The following is a 22,148-nucleotide window of genomic DNA, read 5'->3' on the forward strand; positions in this document are numbered from 1 at the left end:
TTAAATACTGTAGTAGTTGATGATTTTTCTAAGAGCTTTTATACGATCATCATAGTTGCCTGGAAGATTGAAATGATTTTCGTCATCATCTTGAATTATCTGATGGTTCAAATCTGAGGTATAAGTTTCTTTGTATTTTTTCTTTATTAATTCTCTTAGTTTATTATTCATTATTTCAAATTGAACATAGCTTATATTACCATCCAATTTTTTTAGTTTATGCTGTATTAGGTTGAAAGAAAGAGTTGATTGTAGAGTGCCAATTGCTAAACCGAACAGCTTTTGTGATTCAAAACTATCTATTAAACCATCAAGATTAGTTGTTTTTTTATCTTCATGAATGTATGTGTATATCATTAATAAGTCAAGCAGTTCATTGCTTGAGTACTCAACGTATGTATTGATTGCACGCTCAGGAATTTCATATGTAGAATTATTGTTTTGATCTGAGTCATCTGCCGTAGTTAATGGTAAATTTTCGAGTAATTTATGTGATGAGTCGAGTTTTTCTTTAACTGAGGCAAGTTCTTGTGGGATTTGATCAACTTTTTTTCCTAGTTTAATGTTAGATTGCTCTATTTTTCTGGAGGTTGTCTTCAAAATGTTTGAAGTTTTTTGAATTTTTTTAAGTGTACTTGCTAATGATCCGCTGGTTTGTAGGGTATATATTATTGCTACTACTGATAGTAATAAAGATGATAAAGTGGCAGCAAAGCTTATATTTTCATAAAGCTTTATCTCTCCATAAGAAAATATAGTAAGCATTATTCCTATAATTATTATAAGGATTAATATGATGTAGTTTCTATGTAAACGTGCTGCCTTTAGTTTTAAGTTGCCTTTTCCCATGCCGATGCCTCAATTGTGTTTTGGTTTTTTTGCGTTAAGTTGCCAGAGATGTTAAAGCGATAATGTCAATTTCTAGATTCAATGCATGCATCTTCCGATGGCAGTTAGGACATAGCGCTACCGTATTCTCAATGGAGTCATCACCACCCTTGGACAGCCATTTAATGTGATGGCATTCCAGATAGGGTTCGCCCTTTCTGGTTTCAAAAGGGGCTGGTTGTTGGCAGAGCTCGCAATGCCCGTTGGCACGACGCTTAGCATAGGCGGCAATGTAGGGTGAGCGAGGAATGAACGTGGTTTGACCTACTCGGCTTCCTACCTGGGCAGGAGCATTTTCAGCACGAGCTCGGAGGTCCTTATTCGAAAGTTTACGCGCGCGGCGCTCTTTTTTGATGGCTAGTTCTATCGCAGCCACTTCATCGATAGGCACTACATCTGCCGATTTAAGTCTGAGTGGAAAGAGCCAAGCTTGCCTGGGTTTTCCTTCGTTATCAGGTTGAGTAGCCTGATAGGGAGGTGCAACGCGTTCCACCTCCCCGATGTAGGTATATTCATTGGTTTTAAAAACTTCGAAAAGGTGCACTGCTACGCCATTAGCTGGGCTTTCATTGAGCGTTTTATTTTGTTGAAACGTAAGGCTCATCTCGCCTAGCTGACCCATCCCAGTGTAGTGGACGACGTCACCTATCCACTGGTCGTCATAGATCGACTTAACGTGATTCATCACCAAAACAAGCGTATTGGTCTTGTGGGATCGGCGCATGCCACCCTGTTCGCTACATTTGAAGATTTTACTGAGCTCTTGGTTACTCAGTACGGTGCCGGGCTTAAGTGAACTAATCGAGTCCATAAGTGCTTATCAATTCCTTAGCGATCGGGATGTCGGCAGGTGCCAGTTTGAAAGTTAAAAGGTCACCAATGGGCGCCCAAGTAAGACGATCGTGTACGTGCAATTCTGGCTCGCCAGCTACTGTGACCAATACCCCGATAAGGTTGATTGCGCCCCCATCGTACTCATGCACGCTTTCCTGAAATATTTGCCCGGCTTTACACGCCAGGTTGAGTTCTTCTTTGATCTCTCGCTCGATGCACTCTTGGACCGTTTCTCCCGGTTCAACCTTTCCACCCGGAAATTCCCAGAAGCCTTCTAGCTGTTGTCCAGGCGCTCGTCGCGTCAGCATGACTTTACCTTCTGCGATAGCGAGCGCCGCGGCGACATTTTTCAAAAGTGCACCTGATTTTTCAAAGCGACTAGCTTACCTTAGCTTTTCTGTTCCCCGCTACCTACTCATTCACCATCTTCCACTGCTCCCGCGCCTCAGCCCTTTTCTCATCAATGTATTGCGCCAGGTCGATCGCGCTGACCAGCCACGGGCTTTTCTGGGAATCCCCTGCGCGGTAGGCCGGTACCGGCAGGGCCTGGGCGCCGGCGCGGAAGGCGGCGGTGCGGGGGCTGATGCCGAAGAAGCGCGGGGCGACTTCTTCAAGCGGTAGTTCTGTACGGCCGTTGAATTCGGCGAGTAAGCCAAAATACGTGTTCATTGTTGCCTCCCTTGCTGCTTCCACTTCAGGAAGCATTGGCGAATGCGGCGGAACGTGGCGGCCGCGGTTGTGTTGTGATCTAACTCAGCCCGGCTTTGGATCTGGCAGGCGGCGCAGAGCCAGTCGCGGGCATCTTCCTCGTTGTGGGTACCGTCGGGTAACTGGAACTCGGTCATGCCGTGTTTGGCGCGCCGGCGGCGATCCAGGTAGAGCTGGAAGGCGCGATCCTGGCAGAGCATGGCGGCTTGCCTGGCCAGCTTTCCCCCTTTAGCGTTTTGTTCGCACATGCCGCCCCCGTTGTTCACGAATCACCTGGCACTCGATGCAGGTGGTGGCCCAAGGGGCTGCGTCACGGCGGGCTTGGGGTATCTCTCCGCCGCAGTCTTCGCATTCCGGGTCGGTGACCGGTATATACAGAGACAAGCGGCTGGTCAGCGCCGCTTCCATGCGGCGTTCCATCAGTTCAGTGGCAATATCGGCGTTGTCAGCCATGGTTACTGTTCCTCTTTTTCAATGGCGGCAAAGCGCTGCATGAGTTCGTGGCCATCCGGCAGGTATTCGTGAAGCTCGTGATCGCTGACGGCTGACCACTCGATCACCGCCAAGGCCGCGCCGCGAAGGTCACCATCCAGCATTCGCAGACTGGTCAGGTTCAGTGGCCAGGCGTAGCTGTTGTAAACGGCCAGCAGCACTCGGCGGCAGTGCTTCGGTTGGTGGCTATCGCCTAGGCCAATGTGCGCCAGGCGTTTCAGCGCAGGCAGGCCAGATGAGGCAACCCGGTCGCGGTAATCGTTGGCGTTGGCTTCGGCGTCAATCATTGCCTCTAGTGCCTGGCGGTTGCGTTCGCGTAGGCGCTGGGTCACCAGTGGCATTGAGTGGTTAGTAGTCATCACGGGCTCCTTCATGCTTGAAACACCCAGCACTTCACGCTGCCGCCGTTATGGCGGACGCGAGAGTTCACGGTGCGGTTGGAATCGATAAACTTGCGGGTCTTGCTGCTCTTCAGGTAACGCTTCAGCTCGCGCACCTCCGGGGTGCGCAGCTTGTATTCAGCGCAGGTGCGCTCGAAGTCTTTGAGGTTGATGGCGATCATGTCGCTGCCCTTGCCGTAGTGGTTCAGCATGGGGTCGTCGCGTAGGCCCTCGATGTAGTCGAAGGCTTCCCAGAATTCAGCGACCAACGGGTGGTCGGCGTTGATGGATTGCTGACGCTCCCGGGCCATCTGCTTTATGTGTCCCAGGGCGATATCCAGGGTTTGCTGGTCGAAGAGATCCAAGCCTTCTGGGCCTAGGCACTCCACCAGGGCCATCAACTGGCCGTGGCACTTGGCGATCCGCAGCACCTTGATATCCGGGTCGTCTGCCAGTTGGTCGGCGTAGTGGCGGGCGCGCTGGGTGATTAACGCCATCAGCGCGGCTTCACGCTGGGCAACGCTAAGCGTGAACTGGCTAACGTGCTCGATCTCGCTGCGCTCTAACGCCTCGGCCAGCGCTTTGGTCTGTTTGTTCTGGCCTTCACGGGTGAAGTGCAGGTGGCAGATACGGGTTTGAATGGCTTCGCCTGCCTGCACCGGGGCGTTTTGGCTGATTACGATGCTGCCGCGAAAGGGCGGTTCGTAGGTGTCGTTGCCGCTGTTCTTGACGCCACGGGCGCGGATCGAGCGGCCGTTAAAGGCGGTTTTGAGTTCGTCCCAATCGAACTGTTTCTGTTTGGCGCCGCCTTCCTGCTCGCGGTCGGACTCGATCAACACCACCGGCAGGTTGCTTACCTGGGCGAAGTTGCGCGAGCGGGCGGGCATGGTGGCTTTGCTGGGGTCGAAGCCTTCATAGTCGCGGCGGCCGCACAGCTTCCAGAGAAACTCGATCAGGGTGGATTTACCGGCACCCGCTTCACCAACAATCTCCAGAAACGGGAAGCTGCCCATCTCGGCGCGGATCTGTTCAGCCAGCAGGCTGCCCAGCCAGTAGCCCAGGGCAATCACGCCACGGGTACCGAAGGCGCCGAGCAACTGCTGTGTCCATTCGGTGTTGAACGCTTTGCGATCGGGGTTGATGTGCAGCGCGACGGATTGGCTAAGGGTTTTCAACTGGCGGCGGGGGCCTAGCTCGAAAAAGTCCTCGCTGTTGATCGGCACCACCTTGCCACCGGCCACGGCCAGATCGCCGAACACATAGGCACCGTGCTCCTTGCTGTAGCCGATGAAGTCGATGGTCTCGACGGTTTTGATGTTGCCGATCTGATCCTGCAGCAGGCTATCCAGCTGTTGGCTGGTACCTGTCCATACCGCACCTGGCGCAACGCCTAGCAGGCGCTTTTTATACTCAGACGCGGACGCCAACTGGCCACCGCTAAAGGTGTTCTTGATCGGCGGGCGACCGTCGGGGAACTCCACGCGGTAGTAGTACCAGCTCTCATCGGTGACCGCGTTGGCCTGGTAGTAGAGCGCCGTGGGGTAGCAGGTGCAGATCCGCTTCACGCTGCCGGATTGCTCCAGGGCAGCGTCACGCATGGCCGGGTCGATCTGCTGCTGGTCGGCACCGTCCAGCCCATCGGCGCGCAGGGCGCGGTCGAAGGCATCCATATCCAGCTTCCACCACCACAGCTGGCGTTTGAATTCGAACCAGAACTCCCGCTGTTCGCGGCGCTTGTAGATCAACAGCGCCTTGGCCATGGCCGTGGGGGCCAATAGCAGGTCGCCGTGGTAGCGGTAGGTTTCCTGGTGCTTGTCAGAAAGCTCGCCGCGCTGGTGGGCATCGTTCCAATCGTGGCCACCGTTGGGGATCTGTGCCGCTTCGCAATCCCAGCCTGCTGCCCGGGCACGCCTCACATGCTTGTGAATGGCGTTATGGCCAGCCCGGTTGTTATCCAGCGCCCACACCAGAGTGGGGCGGCTGGTACCGGCTTGATGGGCGGCATCCGCCAGGGCGTTTAGCGCTTCATCCGGGTAGTTGCCGCAGCTCATGGCGGAAACCGCCGCGATGCCGTGGTGGTAGAGGGCGATCGCATCGAAGATGCCCTCTACAATCCATACCTCACCGGCGGCGACCAGATCCGCCGCGGTGAGCGCAGGCGGGCACCACCACTGGCCTTTATAACGGCCAACGAAATTGGCCTTCTGCTTGCCGAAGCGCTCTGGATTATCCAGAAGGCGCTCCCAGTAAGCGCCGCCGGGTAGAGCGAAGCGCACGGTGGCAGTGCCGCCGATCTCCGGCTTCCAGTAGCTCTCCTGGGTGTACCAGCCCTGAATGCGGGCAAGCTCGAAGCCGCGGCCATCGCGCAGGTAGCCATCCGCCACCGGCGTTTGAGAGGTGGGCTTTTCGCCCACTTTAGTGCTGTAGCGCTCGCTCCAGGAACGGAACAGATCAGGGAACAGCGCTTTTACGTGGATCTGCGCGCCACAGTTGTTTTCCCGCCCGCATTTGAGCATCCACGGCGCGTCAGCGTTGATGTACGCCTCGCGCTTACCGCACTCCGGGCAGCGCACCCGTTGCAGGTAGGGGCCGCGCTCAATCGCCTCAAAATCGCTGATTAAGCGCGCAACAATGTCCTGGCGCAGCGATGAATTCACGCTCGCCTCCTTATTCAACAATGGGTTGGGCTGGGCTTAGCGGTTAGCTCACGGCACCGGCTGGGCCGTGAGTGCCCCCTTTTGGCGGGGCATGAAAGCTAGGCCGATAGTGGCGCTGGGGCCGTGGGGGAAGATGAGCAACCTTATGCATCGCTTTATTCCTCGTAGTGTTCGTCGTTGATCGGCGTCTCGTCGAAGTCGAATCCCATCTGGTTCAGCAACCAAGGCGCACTTTCGAGCTGAACATCGGGGTTCGGGCAGCGGCTCGGTGCTAATGTGCGGAGCATTTGCATGTAGCCGTCACAGCGAAAACCGCACTCCCATTCATTGCTGCAGTTCCAATAAATGACGCGGTAGATGGGTAGCGGTGATCTCGACGTACGGATCTTCATGTGCGAACCGCAGTGCGGGCAGCTGAAGCGCAGACGGCTGAACGGCACGGTGTTCTGTTGGTTTGCCTCTTCAGTCACTGCGACCTCCTGGTACGGGGTAAATGGCGCGGCCACGGCCGGTGAGCCCTTGGGTGCCTTTGCGTAAGCGCCTGCGGAGTAGCCACTCGGCGGCGTCGTCCAGGCTTTGCAAATCCTGCTGTTCGCATACCTGCTGCAGCACTGCCTCCAGCTGGTCATCCAGCGGAAGGCGTAAATCGCTGCGGGCGGGTTGGTCAGCCATACTTCAGTGCTCCTTGAGGCCCTCAAAAGGGCCTGCGTTTACGACGCCTGCTGGGGCATAGTGCTAACAGAGAGATCAGCAACGCCCAGCGTCTCCAGTGCTTCTTTCAGCACCAGTTGACGCAGCAGCGACGCCCGTTCGATGCCGGTGTAATCCACCAGCGCATCGATCAGCTGGGCCTCGTACTGATCCAAATTGAGAGCGGCGTAGCGAGTACGCACACGTTTGGGGTCCTGGTACATGGCAAACATCCTTATGCAGGCAAGGTCATTCGGCACTGAGGGTTTCTTGGTCGTACTCGGCGATGCCGCGGAGCAGCAACATGCGACCGGCAGCCGACATCGAGCGCATTTCCAACTCCTGAATGCGCTTCAGCTCTTCCCGCTCGCTTTCCGTGAGGTGAATCATGACGGGGCAGCTACACCCCTTAGGGGCATAAATTGGCTTTGGGGTAATGGTGTTAGTGGTGGCCATGGGTTAGGCTTCCTTAATAGAGTGAAAGACTTTAAACGAGAGCTTGAACAAGGCGGCCGAGCGTCTGTATTAACGCTCGTAAAGGCGCACCAGCTTGCGCTGCAGGAAGTGTTCATCCATGTAGGTGCGCAGTTCGCAAAGCGCGTCTTCCACCTGCTCGGTAGAGGCGTTCTGGGCCAGCATCGTGGCAGCGAGTTGGCCCACGGCTTGGGCGGTGGTGTTCTCTTCCAGCGCTTCAAGATCCGCCAGTGGGTTAGGCGTGTTGGTGCCGCGCTTCAATGCGGTTTCAATGTTGCGACGGGTTTGTTCAGAGCAGCGGTCAAGCTCCACCTCGACCCCGCGAAACAGGGTGGTCTGAGTGGTAGGCATAACAATGGTGGCAATGATGGTGACCATGGCAGTGGTTCCCTTTGCGTTGTGTTTTAGAGTGAAAGACATTAATAGAATGGTACCGAATGGTTTCCATGTCAAGGGTTGTGAGGTCTAAATGGTTTCATTTGGTGAAAGGCTTAGAGAGGAAAGGGAGCGGCTAGGGTTGTCACAGACCCAGTTTGGTGACCTTGCCCAAGTGACTAAAAAGACTCAAATGCTCTACGAGGGCGGTCAGCGAAGCCCGAAAGCAGATTATCTAACGGTCATTGCTGAGCAGGGAGTTGATGTTCAATACATATTGACTGGAAACCGTTCGGTTCCTGAGTCGCAGCCTCTAGGCATGCCATTAAGTGAACCAGGGCCGGATCTCTCGCCGGTGAAGATGTACGACATCGAAGCGGCAGCGGGCGCTGGTCGCAGCTTTGAAGGCGAACCGATTAAAACCACGCTGTACTTTTCCAGTGCCGAACTGGTGGAACAGGGGCTAGACCCTGCGCAAGTGGTGGGCATTAAAGTGCGCGGGGATTCGATGGACGGCACCCTGGCCGATGGCGACTGGGTGCTGGTGGATCGCAGTAACCGCGACCCGAAACAGGAAGGCGTGTTTTTACTGTTGGTAAGCGGCGAGAGAAGAATTAAACGGGTGCAGCGACTGGCGGGCGGGGCGCTGTACTTGATCAGCGACAATGACCATTACCAGCCGGAGATGATTAAGCCGCAGGATATGCATGATGTGGAGATTCTGGGGCGGTGTGAGATTCGGATTGGACGGGTTGTGTAACTGTAAAACCATTAAGACATAAAGGTGGTTTTGAGACTGCTAGATAATGAAAAGAGAGGTGGGGAATGCCTGTTTTTACTGTTACAGATTTTTCATACATAGCAACGTCCGATGCCAAATTAAAACAAGGCCGTGAACGGAGTTTAAAGAACCGGCCTTCCTACGCTCATTACCGTGACTACTATCTCAGCCTGAGACAAGCAATAAAGGGTCTATTCAAGCACCAGCGCAGTTTTGACCACCTGCGTGATATTGCAAAAAAGTCTCATAAAGACAAGCAAGAAAACTATTCAAAGATTGCCGAGAATTTTATCACTTGGGCACAGGGGAAAAACATTTATCACTATGATCCCCCTAAAGCGAGTTATCGGTATAGAGATACGGAAGTTCTATGCAATCCTGAGCTTTACTATAGAGTAGATGGTGAAGATCGTTTGCTAAAGCTGCATTTCAACAGTAGTAAAAAAATGAACCAACAGCGGGCAAATATTATCTGCTTTCTAATCAGCGAGTCATGCGATGTTTCTATCTCAGAGTGCCGTGTTCTTGATCTTAGTATGAAGAAAATCTATAGTTTTAAAGGTTCGCCTGATATCCAGCTTGAAATGGTAGAAAGTGAAATAAGGCGTATAGAAAGTGAGTGGGATGACCTCTGATGAAGGTTGGTATTTAAGCCTTTAATGGATTTTTATTGATGATAAAATTCTTGGATTGCCAATGCTTATATTGATTTCTTTTCTGTCTAGTTTTTTTTGTTTGGTTTGGGCTGTTCTAGACCCCTCATTTGCAAGTGTTGCTGCTTTTTTAGCCTCTATCGTCGTTGTTATCACATTTATCTACCAAAAGAAGAATTCGTCAAAAAGTCAGCAACAGCAGATCAAAAACGGACTCGGTATACAAGCGGGTAGAGATGTAAGTATAGGCGGTAAGCAAGAGGGAGATGACGATGTTTGATAAAGATAAACAAATCCAAAAGGCCTCTGGAAGCGCTCTTGCTGTTCAAGCTAATCGTGATGTCAATATAGGTATGCAATACAGTGATGTTAAAGATTTAGTTACATTGTTACTGGAGCGTAATTTTCCCAAGCTTAGAGAAGAAGCTGTAGCTGAAGCTAGGCTATATGTTGGAAGGTTTTCTGAAAAGCTTTTTGAAAAGATTTCCAGGCTTGAGACTGATGTAGCAAGTGAATTGAAGCGACCTGATATTCAAGCAGCTATCAATGAAGGTATAGAGTATTCCGCTAAAAGAACCGATAGTGCAGAATTGGATACTATTTCTGAGTTAATAGCTCATAAGGTTTCATCTGGGAAAGGCTCTTTAAAAAGCATTGTAATCGATCAGTCGATAGAAATGCTTTCTAAGTTAGACTTGAATTTGATTCGTTTTTTTGCATTTTCATATTATTTAAGAAGAGTTACACCAACTGAGGGGACTGACGAGAAGTATGCTATAGAGGCGGTGTATGGATATTTCTTAGAAAGGTTTTTTCCTTTAGTGGAGATTGAGCCTGTTGACTTAGGTTACTTGCAATATTTGGGAGCTTATTTGAGTGGGAAGCGCTATGAGGAATCAACTAGCGCTAAAATCTGTAGGAATTTCACTTTCGATATCCCTGTTGGAGAGTACCAAAAAACATTTTTACAAGATAGTGTTATGTTGGCTACGTTTCCATATCTGTGTGCTTTAATTGAAAGGTTTGGCTTTAGTACTGTTTGTGATTTTGATCACGTTCCGTTAAATAAGGTTTGTGAGTATATTGGTTTATCCTATCTTCGGGGAACGTGGCCCCATTTAATTGATCCCTATGGTGATTTTTGACTAGACAGATAGCAGGCGTGCAGATGCGAGTGAATTACTTTGGGCCTGCTGTGTTGAGCCTGGCCTTATCAGCCGCCCCCTCATCCGTATACACCTTCATCAACTCATCCCAATTCGTCGTATAGCGCGGGCTTCGGTTCGCGCAGCGTAGGTGCCAGGGGGCGTTCTTTTCCGGTAGTCCTAGGCGTACCGTTCCCTTGCCCATCTTCTCATTCAGCGCGTCCATGGTGGCCATGAGCTTTTTGCTGCGCTGGCGTTGCTCTTCTGTTTGCGGTGTGTCCATCAGGCTGAGTTGTTGGCGGTTCTCGTCGGTGAGGTCGATCAGCATCACGCCTGCTTTTTTGTAGCCGTACTTTGGCCGGTAGATCTTGCGCAGCGCTTCCTGGGCGGCGTGGAGTATGTCGCGGGTGTCCTGGCTAGGGCGTTCCATTTCCACCGCCAGACTGGGGGAGTATTGGGGCAGGTCGGGCCGGAAGCGGTCGGTTTTGAGAAACACCAGCACGGCGCGTGCGAGGCTCTTCTGCTCGCGTAGCTTTTCCGCGCCCCGTTGGGCATGTTGGCGAACGGCGCCTTGTAGGTCGTAGAGCTGTGAGGTGGGGCGGCCGAACGATCGGCTGGTCATAATGCGCTGGCGTGGTTCGTTAACGTCGTTCATCTTCAGGCAACTGATGCCGCGCAGCTCCAGTACCGTGCGCTCCATGTTCACCGAGAACTTACGCCGCAGGCGCTTGGCGTCCGCTTCGCGGAGATCCCAGGCGGTGTTGATACCAAGGATCTGCAGGCGCTCATTCAAGCGGCGGCCGACGCCCCATACATCACCTACCTCGATCTGCTTTAGCAGGTGTTTGGCTTCGTCACTTTCCGCGTGAAGGATGCACACGCCGGGGTAGCCGGGGTGCTTTTTGGCGATGCGGTTGGCCAGCTTCGCCAGGGTGTGGGTAGCGGCAACGCCGACACAGACGGGAATGCCGGTGCCACGGCGAATCATCGCGTGCAGGGATTTGGCGTGCTCTAGCAGCGCTTCAGGCTCGAAGCCATCCATGCGCACGAACATCTCATCAATGGAGTAGGGCTCCACACCGGCGGTTTCGCGCTCCAGGATGCCTTGCACCCGGTGGGACATATCGCCGTAAAGTTCGTAGTTGGAGGAGTGCAACACGATCTCGCCGCGATCCACCAGGTGGCGAACCTGGTGGGCGGGGGTGCCCATCTCGATACCCAGCGCTTTGAGCTCATTGGAGCGGGCGATAATGCAGCCATCGTTATTGGACATAATGCCCACGGGGCGGCCTTCCAGTTTGGGGTTGAACACCCGCTCGCAGCTCACATAAAAATTGTTGCAGTCCACCAGGCCAATCATATTGAGCTCCACTACTTGTGTAAGACTGTTAATTTATACAGTATTAACAGCCAGGGAAGCGACAGGCAACCGCTAATATACGTCGCTTAATGTGGAGCAAGCACAGGGCAACAGCATGCGAGTAAATTACTTAGGGCCAGCAGTGGTGGGCGTGGAGCACCCAGCAGTGGCCGAAATGGATAGCCGAAAATTTCCGCCCAGTTGTTTTCTGGTGGAGATAAGCGAGGATGCCCGCCCCGGCGGGCCGTGGATGGAGGGCGATGTGCTGGTGGTGGATGAGGCGCGTTCGTTTGGCCATGCCGATCTGGTGGTGGCGGAAGTGGAAGGTGAGTATCGGTTATTCAAAGCCCACCGCGTGGGCAGCCGCTGCCGGTTGTTGCCCACCGCTGGTGGGCAGGGGTGTTTTATTACCGCTAAGCAGTATCGAGGGGTGGTGGTTAGGCAGGCGCGGTGTTGGGCGGTGTAGGTTATTTCTTACAAACAGATGGCAAAATGCTTACATTATTTATTCTGCATGTTTGGCATAGTGGTGTGGTCGCCTAATAGCACGCGTGGCGGAAACGCTTCGTCAGAAGATTGCGGCAAACAAAACCCTCGGCCATGTTGTATGGCCGGGGGTTTTTTGGAAGCTGGAAAATTAAGGTAGGCGAAAAATGGACTTCTGAGCGCGTTTCCGTGCTTCTTCAGCGCTCAGGCTGACTCTCACATTGCCTTGCCGTTTCGCGGCAAGATAGCGCTTACGTGCGGCCTCAATGGTTGCCGCCTTGCGCTGCCGCTGTGTGCTGTGATCATTCGCGTATAAATGCATAGCATGTTCCTCTAATAATGCCCATGCCGCCTCCTACAAACGGGCCGAGTGTTATGGCACGGAGATACGCTGCTTTCCTTTCACTAGGCAAATCTACGGTGAGCCTCATTGTTTCTACATATACCCCTGCTCCGTGACATTGTGGGTCACTTCGTCAAAGATGCTAAACACAAAGTTGTAAGATATTTCTTACAAATCTTGTCGGTGATTTCTTACAAATGGGGGCTTTTGTTTGGTCTATGCTGTCCTATGACGCTTGGATGCGCGAGCTGGAAGGAATCAGCTTTTCTGTAAGGAGACGGACGCCAAAAGCTCTCGGCCAACGGACGGCCGGGAGTTATTAGGTACTGCTTTTTAAGAGCTACGCTCGATAATTCCCGCCGTCATCTCTGTGTTAATACTCACCGCGTCTCCATCCGAATACTGCAGGTATAGCCCCGCTCACTGAAATTGTGGGTCACTTCGTCAATGATCCACGGCGTGGCGTCGATCTCTGGCTTGTAGCCCTGTGCGGTGACCGGGGTTTCGGGGTAGATGTCGGCGCGGCCTTCGGCCAGTTCCAGGGTGAGTTCGGAGTGCTTGCGCTGTAGGCGCTTGAGCTCGGCGCTTGCCTCTTCAATCGCGTGGGCCTCGCTTGCGTAGGTGTGGCGTAGCCGTTTGGTGTTATCGCTGCTGCCTACCAGCACTTCTTTTCTTTCGGCACTTTCCAGATCGCTCCAATAAGCCAGCACGCCGGTGAACTCTTCACGATCGGCGATGAGATAGCGGTGGGTGTCGCCCACGCCGCGCTTGAGGGTGAGCATAGGGATCGGTGTGCCGCCAGCGGTAACGCCGCCGTTCATGGGCATAAACAGCAGGTTGCCGTTTTTGGCCATGCATAGGGCGTCATAGCGTTCGGCCAGTCGGTGCAAAAAGTGGAGGTCGCTTTCGTCGGTTTGGTCGATGTGATCAATGAATATTCCAGCCAGCGCCGATGCGATGTTAGGAGCCAGCCCCAGGCGACCGGCGGCGGTGGCCACAATCTCTTCGAGGGTTTTCTCGTGATAGCTTTCGCAGCGCTTGGCGGGGTTCTCTTTGCGCAGGTCGGCACTGCGGGCACGGATGGTCAGCACATCCGGCGCGCCCGAGTGTTCGACCTCATCCACAGTAAAGCTGCCGCGATCCACCAGGGCTTCGCCTTCCCAGCCCAGGGCCACGGTCAGGATCTTGCCGCGCGGGGGTATGGCGAGGCGGCCGTCGTGGTCTTCCAGGGTCATGGTGAGTTCGTCGGTGGTGGTACCGCGCCGGTCGGTGATAGTCAGGCTTTGCAGGCGGCCGGTGGCGGCCATGCCGCCGATGGCATAGGCGGGGCGTCGCGCGGGAATCATTACACGAGCCTCGGCACGGCGCGCATGGCCATACCTGCCAGCGGGCCGAGCATGGCCAGCAGGTTGCCGTTATCGTCTTCTACCCGGTGCAGCACCATATCAAAATCAATTTGCTGGGCGGCGCCGTCGCGCATGAGTGCGACCTTGCGTTCCTTTAGGCTTTCCATGACAAAAAAGCCGTAGTTTTTGCCGGTGCCTTCGATCAATGGCCAGGCGTGGCCTTGGCTGGCCATATCGCGTAATTGATCCAGGTGGGGTTGGCCCCCGGTGAATTGGGGGTGAAGGGTGCCGGTGAGCGTGAAGGTATCTTCCCCTGGGCCGAGAAACTGCCGGGCGGGCAGCAGGCCGACCCGGCCTTGGGCTTCCTGACGCCATTGGGTTTGGCGTTGCAGTTCCTGATAGGCGGCGGTGTCGAGGGCGAACACGAACATGCCGTAAATCATCATCATCTGTCAGTACCTCAATCAAGTGCTTTTTAGTCAAGGTCATGGAATGCGCTGCGGCGTGATGCCTGGGCGCGGCGTTCGGCATCGCGCAGGGCGCGCTGTACTTCGGCGTTTACCAGCCTTGCCAGTGTTTGTTCATCCATGCCCGGGGCGGCGTTAATCTCGATATTGATGCCGCCGTTTATCACCAGCCCGCCGCTGGGCTGGCTGGCGTGGCTTTGCAGCGGTGGCCGGGCGTCGATCTGTATGCCGCTGGTGTCGATGCGTAGCGGGTCGAATTGGGGGAGTTCTGGCCATTCGATGCGAAGGGCATCAAGCGTGGGCATGTCCGGCTTGGCCACCTCGCTATAGAGCGTGGGTAGTTCTGGGCGTTGGATCTTTAACGCGTCCAGCTCGGGTAACGTGGGCAGCGTTGGCCGCTCGATGCGTAGCGCATCCAGCGTGGGTGTTTCGGGCTTGGCCACCTCGCTATGGAGCGTGGGTAGCTCTGGGCGTTGGATCTCTAACGCGCCCAGCTCGGGAAGTGTTGGCCGCTCCACTTCCAGGGCGATAGCGGGGGATGCCACTCCGGCGCCCAGCATTAGCCCGGCGGCGGCGTTACGCATATGGCTGGCGAGGCTGCGCACTTGTTTAACGGGGCCATCGGCGTCGGCTTCGATTCCGTTGGCCAGGCCTTGAGAAACGTAGTTGCCAATGGTGGCAAACACGCGGCTGGGAGAGTGAATATCCAGCCAACCGCGTACCGTATCGGTGACGCCGTTGGCGAGGTTGGCGGCGCTTTCCGTGGCGCGGTTGGCGCCGTCGCGTATGCCTTGCCCTAAACCGGCGGCGGTATCCTTTCCTAGTTGGATAGCACGGTTGGCACCATTGCTGAGTGAGTCCAGCGCGCTGCCCATGGCGTCCTGCACCCAGCCCGCGATATTGCCCGCCATGCCCATCACTTGGTCGCGCAGGGCGCCGATCATGCTGCCGATGCCGTTGATCATACCTTCAACGATATTGACGCCGAAGCCTTCAAACACGCGGCTGGGGGAGTTGATGCCAAGCACGCCTTTGAACCAGTCCGTGATGCCGGTTGCGATGCTGGTAATTCTTTCACGTAGCGCTGATAGTTTCTCTGTTAGCCCGCCGAGCAGGCCATCAATGATGAAACCGCCTAGGCTGCGGAAGCCGTCGGGCACCTCGATCCCGAGCATATCGAGCGCTGATATGAACGCGGTATGCAGTAGCCCGATGGGCGACCAATCGATTAGCAGTTTGGTGACGCCACCGATGCCGTTACCAAAAGCGTCATTGACCGTTGACCAAACACCGCCCGCCGCTTCACGTACCCAGCCAAGTGCACTGGTCATGCCGTTAGCCAGGCCGCCGACCATTTTACTACCCAGCTCGGTGAGCGAGCCGGGCAGCTCAATACCCAGGCGGCCGAGCGCTGATGAAATGCCGCTATAGAGCAGGCCGAGCGGTGACCAGTTGACCAGCAGGCGCGACACGCCGCCGATCCCCTCGCCGAACGCGTCTTTGATCTGCTGCCATACGCCGCTGAAAAACGCTTTGATGGGCTCCCAGTATTTGTAAATGACCAACGCCGTCGCAGCGATAGCCAGAATCGCCCAGCCTATGGGGTTTGTTGCCAGGAATACGGCCGTCGCTTTTAGTGCGCCGAGCAAGCCAACGGTTAGCGCACGGCCAACGGCAAACAGCGCGGCGCCTGCGGTTTTGAGAATTGGCGCGAGCAAACCGGCCTTGATGCCCAGCGTGGCCATGGCGAATCTGGCAAACAGCAAGGGGGAGAGAATGCTGGCCACCGTCATCGTGACTGCACCACCAACGGTGGCCAGGGCGATCATGCCGCCGACGACTTTGGCGATGGTTCCGGCTAGCTCGGGGTTGGCTTTGATCCAGTCGCCTACGCCGCGGGTAATCTTGGTAATGGTTTGCACCAGGTCGCGCAGGGGGCCGTCGTTGGTGTCGGTGATACTGATGCCGACTTCTTCCCAGGCGCTGCGCAGGTTCTTTAAATCGCCGCCGATGTTGTCGGCCATGACTTCGGCCATATGGGCGTTTTCGCCCATGTTGTCGCCCAGGGCATTGATGATCTCATCCAGCTGGCCAGCGCCCATGGCGTCGACCAGTTCCGCCATGCCGGAGCCCGCTTCCACGCCGAAGATATCCTGCATGATGGCTTTGCGTTCGACGTTGCCCAGATCCGCCGTGGCTTGGCTGATATCGCGGAGGATGTCGGGCATGGCGCGCATATTGCCGTTGGCGTCGGAAATTTGGAGCCCGATGTTTTCAATCGCGGCCGCGCCCTTGGCGGCGGGGTTGGTGAGCCGGTTCATCATGGCGCGCATGGTGGTACCGGCCTGGCTGCCCTGGATGCCGATGTTGCCGAGAATGCCCGACATGGCAGCGGCTTGTTCCATGGTGAGCTTGAGGTCTTCGGCGCCGCCCAGGTATTTCATGGTTTCGCCGAGCATTTCCAGATTCACGTTTGCGCGGCTGGCGGTACCGGAGAGGATATCCCCGACGCGGGCCATGGCGCCTTCCGCCTCCATATCGACCTTGAACGCCCCGGCGATGTTGGAGGCGATATCCGCCGCGCGGGCCAGCTCGGTATTGTTGGCCAGCGATAGCGCGAGCACGTCTTTCATTGAGGCCTGAATGGCCCCGGCGCTCATACCTGCGCGCAGTAGGAACTCTTGGCCTGCACCCACTTCGGTGGCGCTGAAGGCGGTGGTTGATCCTAGATCGCGGGATTGCTGGCGTAGCCCTTGGTAGCGTTCGTCGTCGGCATCGAAGCGGCCAACGGCCTGTAGGGTGCTCATCTGTTCCGCCCAGGCAACGCCAGGCGTTAACAGGCGGGAGGCGGCGTAGCCTTGGGCGATGCCGGTACCGAACATGCCCATGCCCACCCCTTGGGCGCGGGCGACGTTGGCCATGCCATTCTGGTAGCGGTCGCGGGCCTGGGTTAAGCGGCGCTGGCGTTCGGCAACTTCGGAAAGGTGGCGTTTTTGTTCCTGCAGCGCGGTGTTTAAGCGTTCCTCTTTGGTGCGCAGCTCCCGGGCGCTGCGGCCGAGGTTGTCGGTACTGATGCCCGCTTCATCCAGCCGGGTTTTTAAGCCCCGCACCCGCTCGGTTTGGGTGGCGTGGTTCTGGGTGAGGCGTTTGATCTCTTCGCCCGCATGACGGGTTCGGTTGCGGTATTCCCGCATCGCGCGGGCGGAGCGGTCGAACTCGGTCTGTTGGCCCTGCAGGCGAACGCGGGCGCGTTCCAGCGAGGCGGTCAGCTGGTCGCTGGGTTGCTTGGTTTTGAGCAGCTCGCGGGCGAGCCGGTCGTATTCCCGGCGGGCGACGGTCAGGCCGGATTTAATACCGGCGTGGGCTTCACGCTGCTTATCGAGTGCCTGGGTGTACTGCTGGTTGCGCGTGCGGGCGTCGCGCATTGCGCGGGTATTGGTGCGCAGGGCGGCGTTGGCTTTGCGGTAGCTGGTGAGGTCGCTTTGTTGCCGCTGCAGGTCTTTTAACTGGTCGCGGGTTTCGCGCATGGCTTGGGCGGTTTGCCCGGCGCCTTGGCGCATCCGCTTTAGGGGGCCGGTGACGCGATCTACCGCGTTCAACATGACTTGCAGGCGTAGATTACGCGACATCGGCTTTTATCCTATTTAGTGCGTTTACCGTTTGGCTTGCTGCCTTCGTGGCGTTTGCGGGCGCGTTCGCGCCACTGCATGAGTTCTTCGAGTTCCATGTTGTCCATGGCGCTGGGTTCCCAGTGGAACACCATGGCGAGATCCGCCATGGCGTCTTCTACGAACTCGGGAAGGGCTCTTTTTTGAAGGGCTAGGCCTCGGTTTCCTTGAATTTCTTTGGGATCAAAAAACCGTTGAGCGCCGTGCCGAGCTGAATGAGGTCGACGATATCGAGCGTTTTCACCTCGGCTTCGGTGAGCGATGGCGTAGTGATGCGGGGCAACACTTTATGCAGGGCGGTAACTTCGAAGTTCATGATGTCGACCAAGCTGACGCCACGCATACCGCCGGACATGGGTTTACGCACGGTGATTTCTTTTACCGTGGTTTTGCCACGCTGCAGCGGGGTTTCCAGAGGCACTACTTCGGTCGGCACGCCTGGGGCGGTAGCGGTGGTTTGCTCTTCGTTTTTCTCAACTGCTTGGGTTTCGGTGCTTTGGTTTTCGGTCTTATCGATCATGGTCGTGTCCTATAAAAGAAAAGGGGTATGGCCACCGGAGGTGGCCGTTGGGTGGAGGTGCTTTACACACCCAGGGCGGCGCGGCGCTCTGCCAAGCGATCCTTGCCGCGAACTTTGAAGATGAAACCGGGGACGTCGCGCTCGATGACCTCTTCGCCATCGACGATTAATTTGAAGTACGACAGGGTGGTGGTGACGCTGATCTGGTTGTTGTCGCCTTTGCTGGCATCACCCATTGAGATGGTTTTGTGGCGGCCGCGCATGACGATCTCGACCGGGATAATGCCGCCGTCTTCGTCGGATTCGTAAGAGCCGGTCATACGCAGCATGGCGGCGTCGTGGATGGGGCTGCCGTAGCTTTCGTAGATATCGACAATCATGCCGCCGGCCGTCCACTCGAATTCCTGCAGTTCGTTGCCTTGGTCGACTTCGATCGGGCCTTCCATGCCGCCGCCTTCATACTCGACCATGCGGCGGGCCAGCTCGGGCAGCGTTAGTTCGGGGATTTGGCCCTGCCAGTTGTTGCCATCGCCGAACAGGTTGAAGTCTTTAAGAATGTAAGGGAGTGCCATGTCAGTTGCTCCTGTTAGGCGTTGATGCGGTCGGCAAAATCGACCAGATAGCGGTCGGTGATGCGCTGCTGCAGCATGAGGTTTTCCAGTGGGGGCACTGGCGTATAGTCGTAGTCGATGTAGAGCTTGCCGCTCTTCAGCACTTCCTTACTGTTCAGCTCGGGGTCGAACCAGGCTTCACCGCCCAGGATGTAACCTTTGCGGGTGAGCTCGCGGAATTTGGCGTTGATGCCTTCGATAATGTCGCGCACCAGGCTGGGGTGCATGGGCTTATCCACTGCCCACAAATGCGCTTCCGCGATGGTGTCGGCGAGGACTTGCGCGGTGCGGGTGTAGGATTCAAACGCGAACAGCGGGTCTTCGGTACAGGTGCGAGAGCCCCAGAAACGGAAGCCGCTTTTGTTGATCAGCGTGGTGACCTCGGCGGCATTGAGATACCCGGCATCGGTGGCGGGGTCTTGGAGATCCCAAAACACATCATGGGTAATACCGGTGACGCTGTTTACAGGCATATTCGAGAGGGTTTTGTGCCAGCCGATTTCGTTATCCAACCGGGCGCGGTGGCCAAGCGCCTTGGCAACGGCGGAGAGCGGGCGGCTTTCCTGGGCGTTAACGTCGAAGTTCTGGAAGTTGGGCCAGATCACCATGGCTTCCCGTTCGCCGAAGTTCTCCCGGTACATCACGGCTTCTTCTTTGGTTTCGCAGCCGTGGGCGGCGACATAAGCGAAGGCGCGTAGCTTGATGGCCACACTGATCAGGGCGGTGGCGACGTTTTCGTCATCCAGTTCAGGAACGCCAAGGATGCGCGGCTTCACCCCAAAGCGCTGCTCGGCGGCCAGTAGTGCTTGGATGCCGGTCTTTTGCCCGGTGGGCGTGACGCTGCCAATTACGTTGGCGGTGGTTTCGCCTTCGTCCTGGCCTTCTGCCACGCGCACCACCACACATAGGGCGCGGGTTTCTTCGACAATGGCACGCAGCGAGCGGGCCAGGGTGCCGGTGGTGCCTGCCGCGCCAATAGCACTGTAAATGTCGGTGACCAGCACCGGCGTATCGAGGGGGAAGCGTTCGGCGTCTGCCTCCGGGCCAGTGGCCACCAGCCCGATAACGGCGGTGGCCACGGTGCGGATGGGGCGAGTGCCTTCGTTGATTTCGACGACGCGGACGCCGTGATGGTAATCCTGGGCCATGCTTGTCTCCTGCGCAGGTTCAAGCGGGTACGGTTGAGGTGTGCTGCTATGGTGGGCAGGCTTCGCGCGGGAGGGTAGTGGCGGGCGTTGTGCGGGAGGTGGGGGACAAGGTGTATAGTAAAGATATCTTAGGCAGGCAATATAATGTTAGGGAGCTATGTGCATGAACCTATATAAGCACTTGCCGTTAAACTTCGCTAAGGGGCTAGTTGAACGCGGGGAAGTAAGGGTTGGCACACTATATGAGTATCGAAACGAGGAAGCTCATGGTGAAGGGGTATTAGATACAGCCGAAGGAACAAGAAATACTTTTCTCGAAGTCGACAAAATGACTATCACTGGGAAAAATCAGCACCCTTTCATTAGCCAATTTATCAGTGTTGATGAGACTTCTTCTGTGATCATTGATGGGTGTGTTTTTGAGAATCCTGAAGTAAGTAAAGATTGCTGGATATATTGCGTATCAAATTCTGCTGATTTACACGTTAGCGAAAATCTTTCCGATAATTATGATGCTTGCGTAGAAATACATAAACCTCATGAATTCATGTTAGCTATAGGTAGAAAGCTAATGAAAAGAGCTCATTGCATGGGATGGTGGCAGTGCCAGTATCTAGGAAGGCGTGTCCAGTATGAGGATAGAACCCATCCTGCAGTTATAAAAGGTACAGAATTTGCGCATCAAGCTGAGGTGAGGGCAATTTACTTCCCACCAAATTTCAAACCTAGCCCTTTTGTTATCCAAATCCCAGAGCTTATAAATTACGTAAGGCTAATTTAGTATAATCTTTTTATTCTACTAGCCATGTTTTCGAAATTGGGTGTGTCAATGTAGCCGTAATTGAGGAGTAAGCATAAAAGCTGATAGATGGCTTGCTTTGCTGACTCGGTTCCCTCAATCGTCCGACACGCCGTGGAGCTCAAAATCAGTTGACTAACCATAATTTACCTTTAAGGTTTCCCGGCAAACTAAGCCTCAAAACTAAAAAATGATGCTGTAAGGGGAACACATGAAGTGCTTGAAAATTATCGGGTTGTTGGCTGGATTAGCGCTGTTGCACGGCTGTGCGGCCGTACCTGAGTCTCATAAGCTGGCCTATGAACCGCAACCAGACGTTACCCCTGTTGAGGGTGCTTCGCAGGTCGCGGTCAATGTTGTGGTTGAGGATGCGCGTGAGGATCAACGCCGTATCAGTCATAAACGACACAGCTGGGGCTTTCCGATGGCGTCGATTCATAGTGAGGAGCCAGTAGAAGAAGCCGTGAAAGCTGCCATCGAGCAGGAGTTGTTAGCCAGAGGGTTTGGGTTAGACGGTGATGCTTCTGTCATTATTCAAGGCGATATCACCGAGCTGTACTCGAACTTACACCTGATAGACACCTTCTTTACAGGCAAGGCGGTAGGTAAGTCTACGATTCAGCTAGAGGTGATGTCAGAAGCCGATGAGGTGCTGTTCAGCAGAGAAATATCCGTTGCCCCAGAACATAAAGGCCTGATGTACCAGTCTGCGTCTAACCTAGCCAGACCTGTAGAATTGGCGATTGAAGAAACGCTCGATGAGCTGTTTGATGATCCGCTGTTTATGGATGCTTTGCTAAGCGATAGCCATGTCAGTGGCATTAGGTAACGTATCGTTCTAGCTCCGAAGTGTGAAGCCCGCCAACATTGGCGGGCTTCGTTCGTTTAGGGCAGGTGTTACGCTTCTGGCGGTCGGTAGCGGTTGAGCTGCTCGATGGTTTGTTGGGCCGCCTCTTCTGCGGCTTCGATGGTATCGGCGCGTTGCACCGCTGCTTTACCACCCAGGCGTAGGTTACGGATATCGCGCAGGGCGGTTTCCCACGCTTCAGCGGTGGCCACGATCTCTTGAGCGGCAGCTTCGGCACTGACCCCAAACATGGCCATGTGGTCGCTGACGCTGGAGGGGATGGCCGTTTCATCCTTGCCGTTCGCCAACCATTCTCCAGCCTCTTGCTTGGCCAGCAGGTACTCCTGGTCGATGTAGCTGCCGGGGCTGACGAAGGCGGCGCGGGCGTTGCCTGCGGCGGTGTCGATGCGAGTGCTCAATACCTCTTTGCAGGCGCTTAGTATGGCTGCATTTGGGACGCCAGCACTAAGCAATGA

30 protein-coding genes are annotated in these 22,148 nt (G+C 55.2%); 7 read left to right on the plus strand and 23 right to left on the minus strand.

The annotated features are described in order from the left end of the window. The 13 genes from YERSI8AC_RS06585 to YERSI8AC_RS06645 all read right to left on the minus strand — a co-directional run bounded on the left by YERSI8AC_RS06585 (window position 1) and on the right by YERSI8AC_RS06645 (window position 7,501). Window positions 1–849, minus strand: coding sequence for a hypothetical protein (locus tag YERSI8AC_RS06585; RefSeq protein ID WP_159176361.1), 849 nt, complete (start codon window positions 847–849; stop codon window positions 1–3). Window positions 850–883: 34 nt separating this feature from the next. Continuing rightward, window positions 884–1,699, minus strand: a complete 816-nt coding sequence (locus YERSI8AC_RS06590; RefSeq protein ID WP_159176362.1) for an HNH endonuclease — start codon at window positions 1,697–1,699, stop codon at window positions 884–886. Continuing rightward, window positions 1,686–2,075: a (deoxy)nucleoside triphosphate pyrophosphohydrolase gene (locus YERSI8AC_RS06595; protein WP_159176363.1), complete on the minus strand. Its 390-nt coding sequence runs from the start codon at window positions 2,073–2,075 to the stop codon at window positions 1,686–1,688. The genes YERSI8AC_RS06590 and YERSI8AC_RS06595 overlap by 14 nt, the downstream gene beginning before the upstream one ends. A 58-nt stretch (window positions 2,076–2,133) precedes the next feature. Beyond that, window positions 2,134–2,391 carry a pyocin activator PrtN family protein gene (locus YERSI8AC_RS06600; protein WP_159176364.1) on the minus strand — a complete coding sequence of 86 codons (258 nt, stop codon included), beginning with the start codon at window positions 2,389–2,391 and terminating at the stop codon, window positions 2,134–2,136. Beyond that, window positions 2,388–2,678, minus strand: coding sequence for a hypothetical protein (locus tag YERSI8AC_RS06605; RefSeq protein ID WP_159176365.1), 291 nt, complete (start codon window positions 2,676–2,678; stop codon window positions 2,388–2,390). Before YERSI8AC_RS06605 ends, YERSI8AC_RS06600 begins: the two co-directional genes overlap by 4 nt. Beyond that, the gene (locus YERSI8AC_RS06610) at window positions 2,659–2,883 is read right to left on the minus strand and encodes a TraR/DksA C4-type zinc finger protein (RefSeq protein ID WP_159176366.1); all 225 of its coding nucleotides are present in this window, start codon (window positions 2,881–2,883) and stop codon (window positions 2,659–2,661) included. The genes YERSI8AC_RS06605 and YERSI8AC_RS06610 overlap by 20 nt, the downstream gene beginning before the upstream one ends. Window positions 2,884–2,885: 2 nt before the next feature. Then, the gene (locus tag YERSI8AC_RS06615) at window positions 2,886–3,281 is read right to left on the minus strand and encodes a DUF7673 family protein (protein WP_159176367.1); all 396 of its coding nucleotides are present in this window, start codon (window positions 3,279–3,281) and stop codon (window positions 2,886–2,888) included. 11 nt (window positions 3,282–3,292) lie between these two features. Continuing rightward, the gene (locus tag YERSI8AC_RS06620; RefSeq protein ID WP_159176368.1) at window positions 3,293–5,959 is read right to left on the minus strand and encodes a toprim domain-containing protein; all 2,667 of its coding nucleotides are present in this window, start codon (window positions 5,957–5,959) and stop codon (window positions 3,293–3,295) included. A gap of 155 nt (window positions 5,960–6,114) precedes the next feature. Then, window positions 6,115–6,429 (minus strand): ogr/Delta-like zinc finger family protein, encoded by a 315-nt coding sequence (locus YERSI8AC_RS06625; RefSeq protein ID WP_159176369.1) that lies wholly within the window; start codon window positions 6,427–6,429, stop codon window positions 6,115–6,117. After that, complete coding sequence (locus YERSI8AC_RS06630; protein ID WP_159176370.1) at window positions 6,422–6,631, minus strand: hypothetical protein; 210 nt, start codon at window positions 6,629–6,631, stop codon at window positions 6,422–6,424. The genes YERSI8AC_RS06625 and YERSI8AC_RS06630 overlap by 8 nt, the downstream gene beginning before the upstream one ends. A 38-nt stretch (window positions 6,632–6,669) precedes the next feature. After that, window positions 6,670–6,873, minus strand: a complete 204-nt coding sequence (locus YERSI8AC_RS06635; RefSeq protein ID WP_159176371.1) for a hypothetical protein — start codon at window positions 6,871–6,873, stop codon at window positions 6,670–6,672. Between the two features lie 25 nt (window positions 6,874–6,898). Next, window positions 6,899–7,105, minus strand: a complete 207-nt coding sequence (locus YERSI8AC_RS06640) for a hypothetical protein (protein ID WP_159176372.1) — start codon at window positions 7,103–7,105, stop codon at window positions 6,899–6,901. Between the two features lie 69 nt (window positions 7,106–7,174). Then, complete coding sequence (locus YERSI8AC_RS06645; RefSeq protein ID WP_159176373.1) at window positions 7,175–7,501, minus strand: hypothetical protein; 327 nt, start codon at window positions 7,499–7,501, stop codon at window positions 7,175–7,177. A 91-nt stretch (window positions 7,502–7,592) separates the two neighbouring features. Here YERSI8AC_RS06645 and YERSI8AC_RS06650 point away from each other — a divergent pair, with 91 nt between their 5' ends. The 4 genes from YERSI8AC_RS06650 (at window position 7,593) to YERSI8AC_RS06665 (ending at window position 10,077) form a co-directional block, all read left to right on the plus strand. After that, a complete protein-coding gene (locus YERSI8AC_RS06650) occupies window positions 7,593–8,258 on the plus strand; it encodes a S24 family peptidase (protein ID WP_268892476.1) in 666 nt (221 codons plus the stop codon). Between the two features lie 65 nt (window positions 8,259–8,323). After that, a complete protein-coding gene (locus YERSI8AC_RS06655) occupies window positions 8,324–8,914 on the plus strand; it encodes a hypothetical protein (RefSeq protein ID WP_159176375.1) in 591 nt (196 codons plus the stop codon). Between the two features lie 61 nt (window positions 8,915–8,975). Further along, window positions 8,976–9,212 (plus strand): hypothetical protein, encoded by a 237-nt coding sequence (locus YERSI8AC_RS06660; RefSeq protein WP_159176376.1) that lies wholly within the window; start codon window positions 8,976–8,978, stop codon window positions 9,210–9,212. After that, entirely contained in the window at window positions 9,205–10,077 is an 873-nt protein-coding gene (locus YERSI8AC_RS06665; RefSeq protein ID WP_159176377.1) for an LPO_1073/Vpar_1526 family protein, read from the plus strand. The genes YERSI8AC_RS06660 and YERSI8AC_RS06665 overlap by 8 nt, the downstream gene beginning before the upstream one ends. Window positions 10,078–10,111: 34 nt before the next feature. Here the strand turns inward: YERSI8AC_RS06665 and YERSI8AC_RS06670 are convergent, their stop codons facing one another. Next, on the minus strand, window positions 10,112–11,437 hold the full coding sequence (locus tag YERSI8AC_RS06670) for a Y-family DNA polymerase (protein ID WP_159176378.1): 1,326 nt from the start codon (window positions 11,435–11,437) through the stop codon (window positions 10,112–10,114). A gap of 115 nt (window positions 11,438–11,552) precedes the next feature. Here YERSI8AC_RS06670 and YERSI8AC_RS06675 point away from each other — a divergent pair, with 115 nt between their 5' ends. Beyond that, on the plus strand, window positions 11,553–11,903 hold the full coding sequence (locus YERSI8AC_RS06675) for a hypothetical protein (RefSeq protein WP_152618917.1): 351 nt from the start codon (window positions 11,553–11,555) through the stop codon (window positions 11,901–11,903). 171 nt (window positions 11,904–12,074) lie between these two features. Here YERSI8AC_RS06675 and YERSI8AC_RS06680 read toward each other — a convergent pair whose 3' ends face one another. The 8 genes from YERSI8AC_RS06680 to YERSI8AC_RS06715 form a co-directional block, all read right to left on the minus strand. Next, window positions 12,075–12,245 (minus strand): hypothetical protein, encoded by a 171-nt coding sequence (locus tag YERSI8AC_RS06680; protein WP_159176379.1) that lies wholly within the window; start codon window positions 12,243–12,245, stop codon window positions 12,075–12,077. Between the two features lie 401 nt (window positions 12,246–12,646). Then, window positions 12,647–13,612: a contractile injection system protein, VgrG/Pvc8 family gene (locus YERSI8AC_RS06685; protein WP_159176380.1), complete on the minus strand. Its 966-nt coding sequence runs from the start codon at window positions 13,610–13,612 to the stop codon at window positions 12,647–12,649. Next, on the minus strand, window positions 13,612–14,061 hold the full coding sequence (locus YERSI8AC_RS06690; protein ID WP_159176381.1) for a phage tail protein: 450 nt from the start codon (window positions 14,059–14,061) through the stop codon (window positions 13,612–13,614). Before YERSI8AC_RS06690 ends, YERSI8AC_RS06685 begins: the two co-directional genes overlap by 1 nt. Window positions 14,062–14,087: 26 nt before the next feature. After that, window positions 14,088–17,708 (minus strand): phage tail tape measure protein, encoded by a 3,621-nt coding sequence (locus YERSI8AC_RS06695; protein ID WP_159176382.1) that lies wholly within the window; start codon window positions 17,706–17,708, stop codon window positions 14,088–14,090. Between the two features lie 11 nt (window positions 17,709–17,719). Beyond that, window positions 17,720–17,857: a GpE family phage tail protein gene (locus tag YERSI8AC_RS06700; RefSeq protein WP_159176383.1), complete on the minus strand. Its 138-nt coding sequence runs from the start codon at window positions 17,855–17,857 to the stop codon at window positions 17,720–17,722. 41 nt (window positions 17,858–17,898) lie between these two features. Next, complete coding sequence (locus YERSI8AC_RS06705) at window positions 17,899–18,267, minus strand: phage tail assembly protein (RefSeq protein ID WP_201304200.1); 369 nt, start codon at window positions 18,265–18,267, stop codon at window positions 17,899–17,901. A gap of 62 nt (window positions 18,268–18,329) precedes the next feature. After that, window positions 18,330–18,839 carry a phage major tail tube protein gene (locus tag YERSI8AC_RS06710; RefSeq protein ID WP_159176384.1) on the minus strand — a complete coding sequence of 170 codons (510 nt, stop codon included), beginning with the start codon at window positions 18,837–18,839 and terminating at the stop codon, window positions 18,330–18,332. Window positions 18,840–18,853: 14 nt separating this feature from the next. Continuing rightward, window positions 18,854–20,026, minus strand: a complete 1,173-nt coding sequence (locus tag YERSI8AC_RS06715) for a phage tail sheath protein (RefSeq protein WP_159176385.1) — start codon at window positions 20,024–20,026, stop codon at window positions 18,854–18,856. Window positions 20,027–20,189: 163 nt separating this feature from the next. Between YERSI8AC_RS06715 and YERSI8AC_RS06720 the strand changes: the two genes are divergently transcribed. Both YERSI8AC_RS06720 and YERSI8AC_RS06725 read left to right on the plus strand, forming a co-directional pair. Beyond that, the gene (locus YERSI8AC_RS06720; protein ID WP_159176386.1) at window positions 20,190–20,807 is read left to right on the plus strand and encodes a hypothetical protein; all 618 of its coding nucleotides are present in this window, start codon (window positions 20,190–20,192) and stop codon (window positions 20,805–20,807) included. 229 nt (window positions 20,808–21,036) lie between these two features. Beyond that, window positions 21,037–21,654, plus strand: coding sequence for a YajG family lipoprotein (locus YERSI8AC_RS06725; RefSeq protein ID WP_159176387.1), 618 nt, complete (start codon window positions 21,037–21,039; stop codon window positions 21,652–21,654). Between the two features lie 68 nt (window positions 21,655–21,722). Here YERSI8AC_RS06725 and YERSI8AC_RS06730 read toward each other — a convergent pair whose 3' ends face one another. Beyond that, window positions 21,723–22,091 (minus strand): hypothetical protein, encoded by a 369-nt coding sequence (locus YERSI8AC_RS06730; RefSeq protein ID WP_159176388.1) that lies wholly within the window; start codon window positions 22,089–22,091, stop codon window positions 21,723–21,725. Between the last annotated feature and the right edge of the window lie 57 nt (window positions 22,092–22,148).

Source organism: Halomonas sp. 113, from assembly GCF_904067645.1.
GTDB classification, from domain to species: domain Bacteria; phylum Pseudomonadota; class Gammaproteobacteria; order Pseudomonadales; family Halomonadaceae; genus Vreelandella; species Vreelandella titanicae.

Bases quoted from the DNA above. Each gene is read 5' to 3' on its own strand.
- YERSI8AC_RS06635 (WP_159176371.1), bottom strand. From the start codon at position 6,873: ATGTACCAGGACCCCAAACGTGTGCGTACTCGCTACGCCGCTCTCAAT.
- YERSI8AC_RS06650 (WP_268892476.1), top strand. From the start codon at position 7,593: ATGGTTTCATTTGGTGAAAGGCTTAGAGAGGAAAGGGAGCGGCTAGGG.
- YERSI8AC_RS06655 (WP_159176375.1), top strand. From the start codon at position 8,324: ATGCCTGTTTTTACTGTTACAGATTTTTCATACATAGCAACGTCCGAT.
- YERSI8AC_RS06710 (WP_159176384.1), bottom strand. From the start codon at position 18,839: ATGGCACTCCCTTACATTCTTAAAGACTTCAACCTGTTCGGCGATGGC.
- YERSI8AC_RS06610 (WP_159176366.1), bottom strand. From the start codon at position 2,883: ATGGCTGACAACGCCGATATTGCCACTGAACTGATGGAACGCCGCATG.
- YERSI8AC_RS06700 (WP_159176383.1), bottom strand. From the start codon at position 17,857: ATGGCGGATCTCGCCATGGTGTTCCACTGGGAACCCAGCGCCATGGAC.
- YERSI8AC_RS06660 (WP_159176376.1), top strand. From the start codon at position 8,976: ATGCTTATATTGATTTCTTTTCTGTCTAGTTTTTTTTGTTTGGTTTGG.
- YERSI8AC_RS06605 (WP_159176365.1), bottom strand. From the start codon at position 2,678: ATGTGCGAACAAAACGCTAAAGGGGGAAAGCTGGCCAGGCAAGCCGCC.
- YERSI8AC_RS06690 (WP_159176381.1), bottom strand. From the start codon at position 14,061: ATGATGATGATTTACGGCATGTTCGTGTTCGCCCTCGACACCGCCGCC.
- YERSI8AC_RS06615 (WP_159176367.1), bottom strand. From the start codon at position 3,281: ATGACTACTAACCACTCAATGCCACTGGTGACCCAGCGCCTACGCGAA.
- YERSI8AC_RS06665 (WP_159176377.1), top strand. From the start codon at position 9,205: ATGTTTGATAAAGATAAACAAATCCAAAAGGCCTCTGGAAGCGCTCTT.
- YERSI8AC_RS06645 (WP_159176373.1), bottom strand. From the start codon at position 7,501: ATGGTCACCATCATTGCCACCATTGTTATGCCTACCACTCAGACCACC.
- YERSI8AC_RS06600 (WP_159176364.1), bottom strand. From the start codon at position 2,391: ATGAACACGTATTTTGGCTTACTCGCCGAATTCAACGGCCGTACAGAA.
- YERSI8AC_RS06725 (WP_159176387.1), top strand. From the start codon at position 21,037: ATGAAGTGCTTGAAAATTATCGGGTTGTTGGCTGGATTAGCGCTGTTG.
- YERSI8AC_RS06630 (WP_159176370.1), bottom strand. From the start codon at position 6,631: ATGGCTGACCAACCCGCCCGCAGCGATTTACGCCTTCCGCTGGATGAC.
- YERSI8AC_RS06590 (WP_159176362.1), bottom strand. From the start codon at position 1,699: ATGGACTCGATTAGTTCACTTAAGCCCGGCACCGTACTGAGTAACCAA.
- YERSI8AC_RS06640 (WP_159176372.1), bottom strand. From the start codon at position 7,105: ATGGCCACCACTAACACCATTACCCCAAAGCCAATTTATGCCCCTAAG.
- YERSI8AC_RS06685 (WP_159176380.1), bottom strand. From the start codon at position 13,612: ATGATTCCCGCGCGACGCCCCGCCTATGCCATCGGCGGCATGGCCGCC.
- YERSI8AC_RS06675 (WP_152618917.1), top strand. From the start codon at position 11,553: ATGCGAGTAAATTACTTAGGGCCAGCAGTGGTGGGCGTGGAGCACCCA.
- YERSI8AC_RS06715 (WP_159176385.1), bottom strand. From the start codon at position 20,026: ATGGCCCAGGATTACCATCACGGCGTCCGCGTCGTCGAAATCAACGAA.
- YERSI8AC_RS06720 (WP_159176386.1), top strand. From the start codon at position 20,190: ATGAACCTATATAAGCACTTGCCGTTAAACTTCGCTAAGGGGCTAGTT.
- YERSI8AC_RS06680 (WP_159176379.1), bottom strand. From the start codon at position 12,245: ATGCATTTATACGCGAATGATCACAGCACACAGCGGCAGCGCAAGGCG.
- YERSI8AC_RS06585 (WP_159176361.1), bottom strand. From the start codon at position 849: ATGGGAAAAGGCAACTTAAAACTAAAGGCAGCACGTTTACATAGAAAC.
- YERSI8AC_RS06670 (WP_159176378.1), bottom strand. From the start codon at position 11,437: ATGATTGGCCTGGTGGACTGCAACAATTTTTATGTGAGCTGCGAGCGG.
- YERSI8AC_RS06705 (WP_201304200.1), bottom strand. From the start codon at position 18,267: ATGATCGATAAGACCGAAAACCAAAGCACCGAAACCCAAGCAGTTGAG.
- YERSI8AC_RS06695 (WP_159176382.1), bottom strand. From the start codon at position 17,708: ATGTCGCGTAATCTACGCCTGCAAGTCATGTTGAACGCGGTAGATCGC.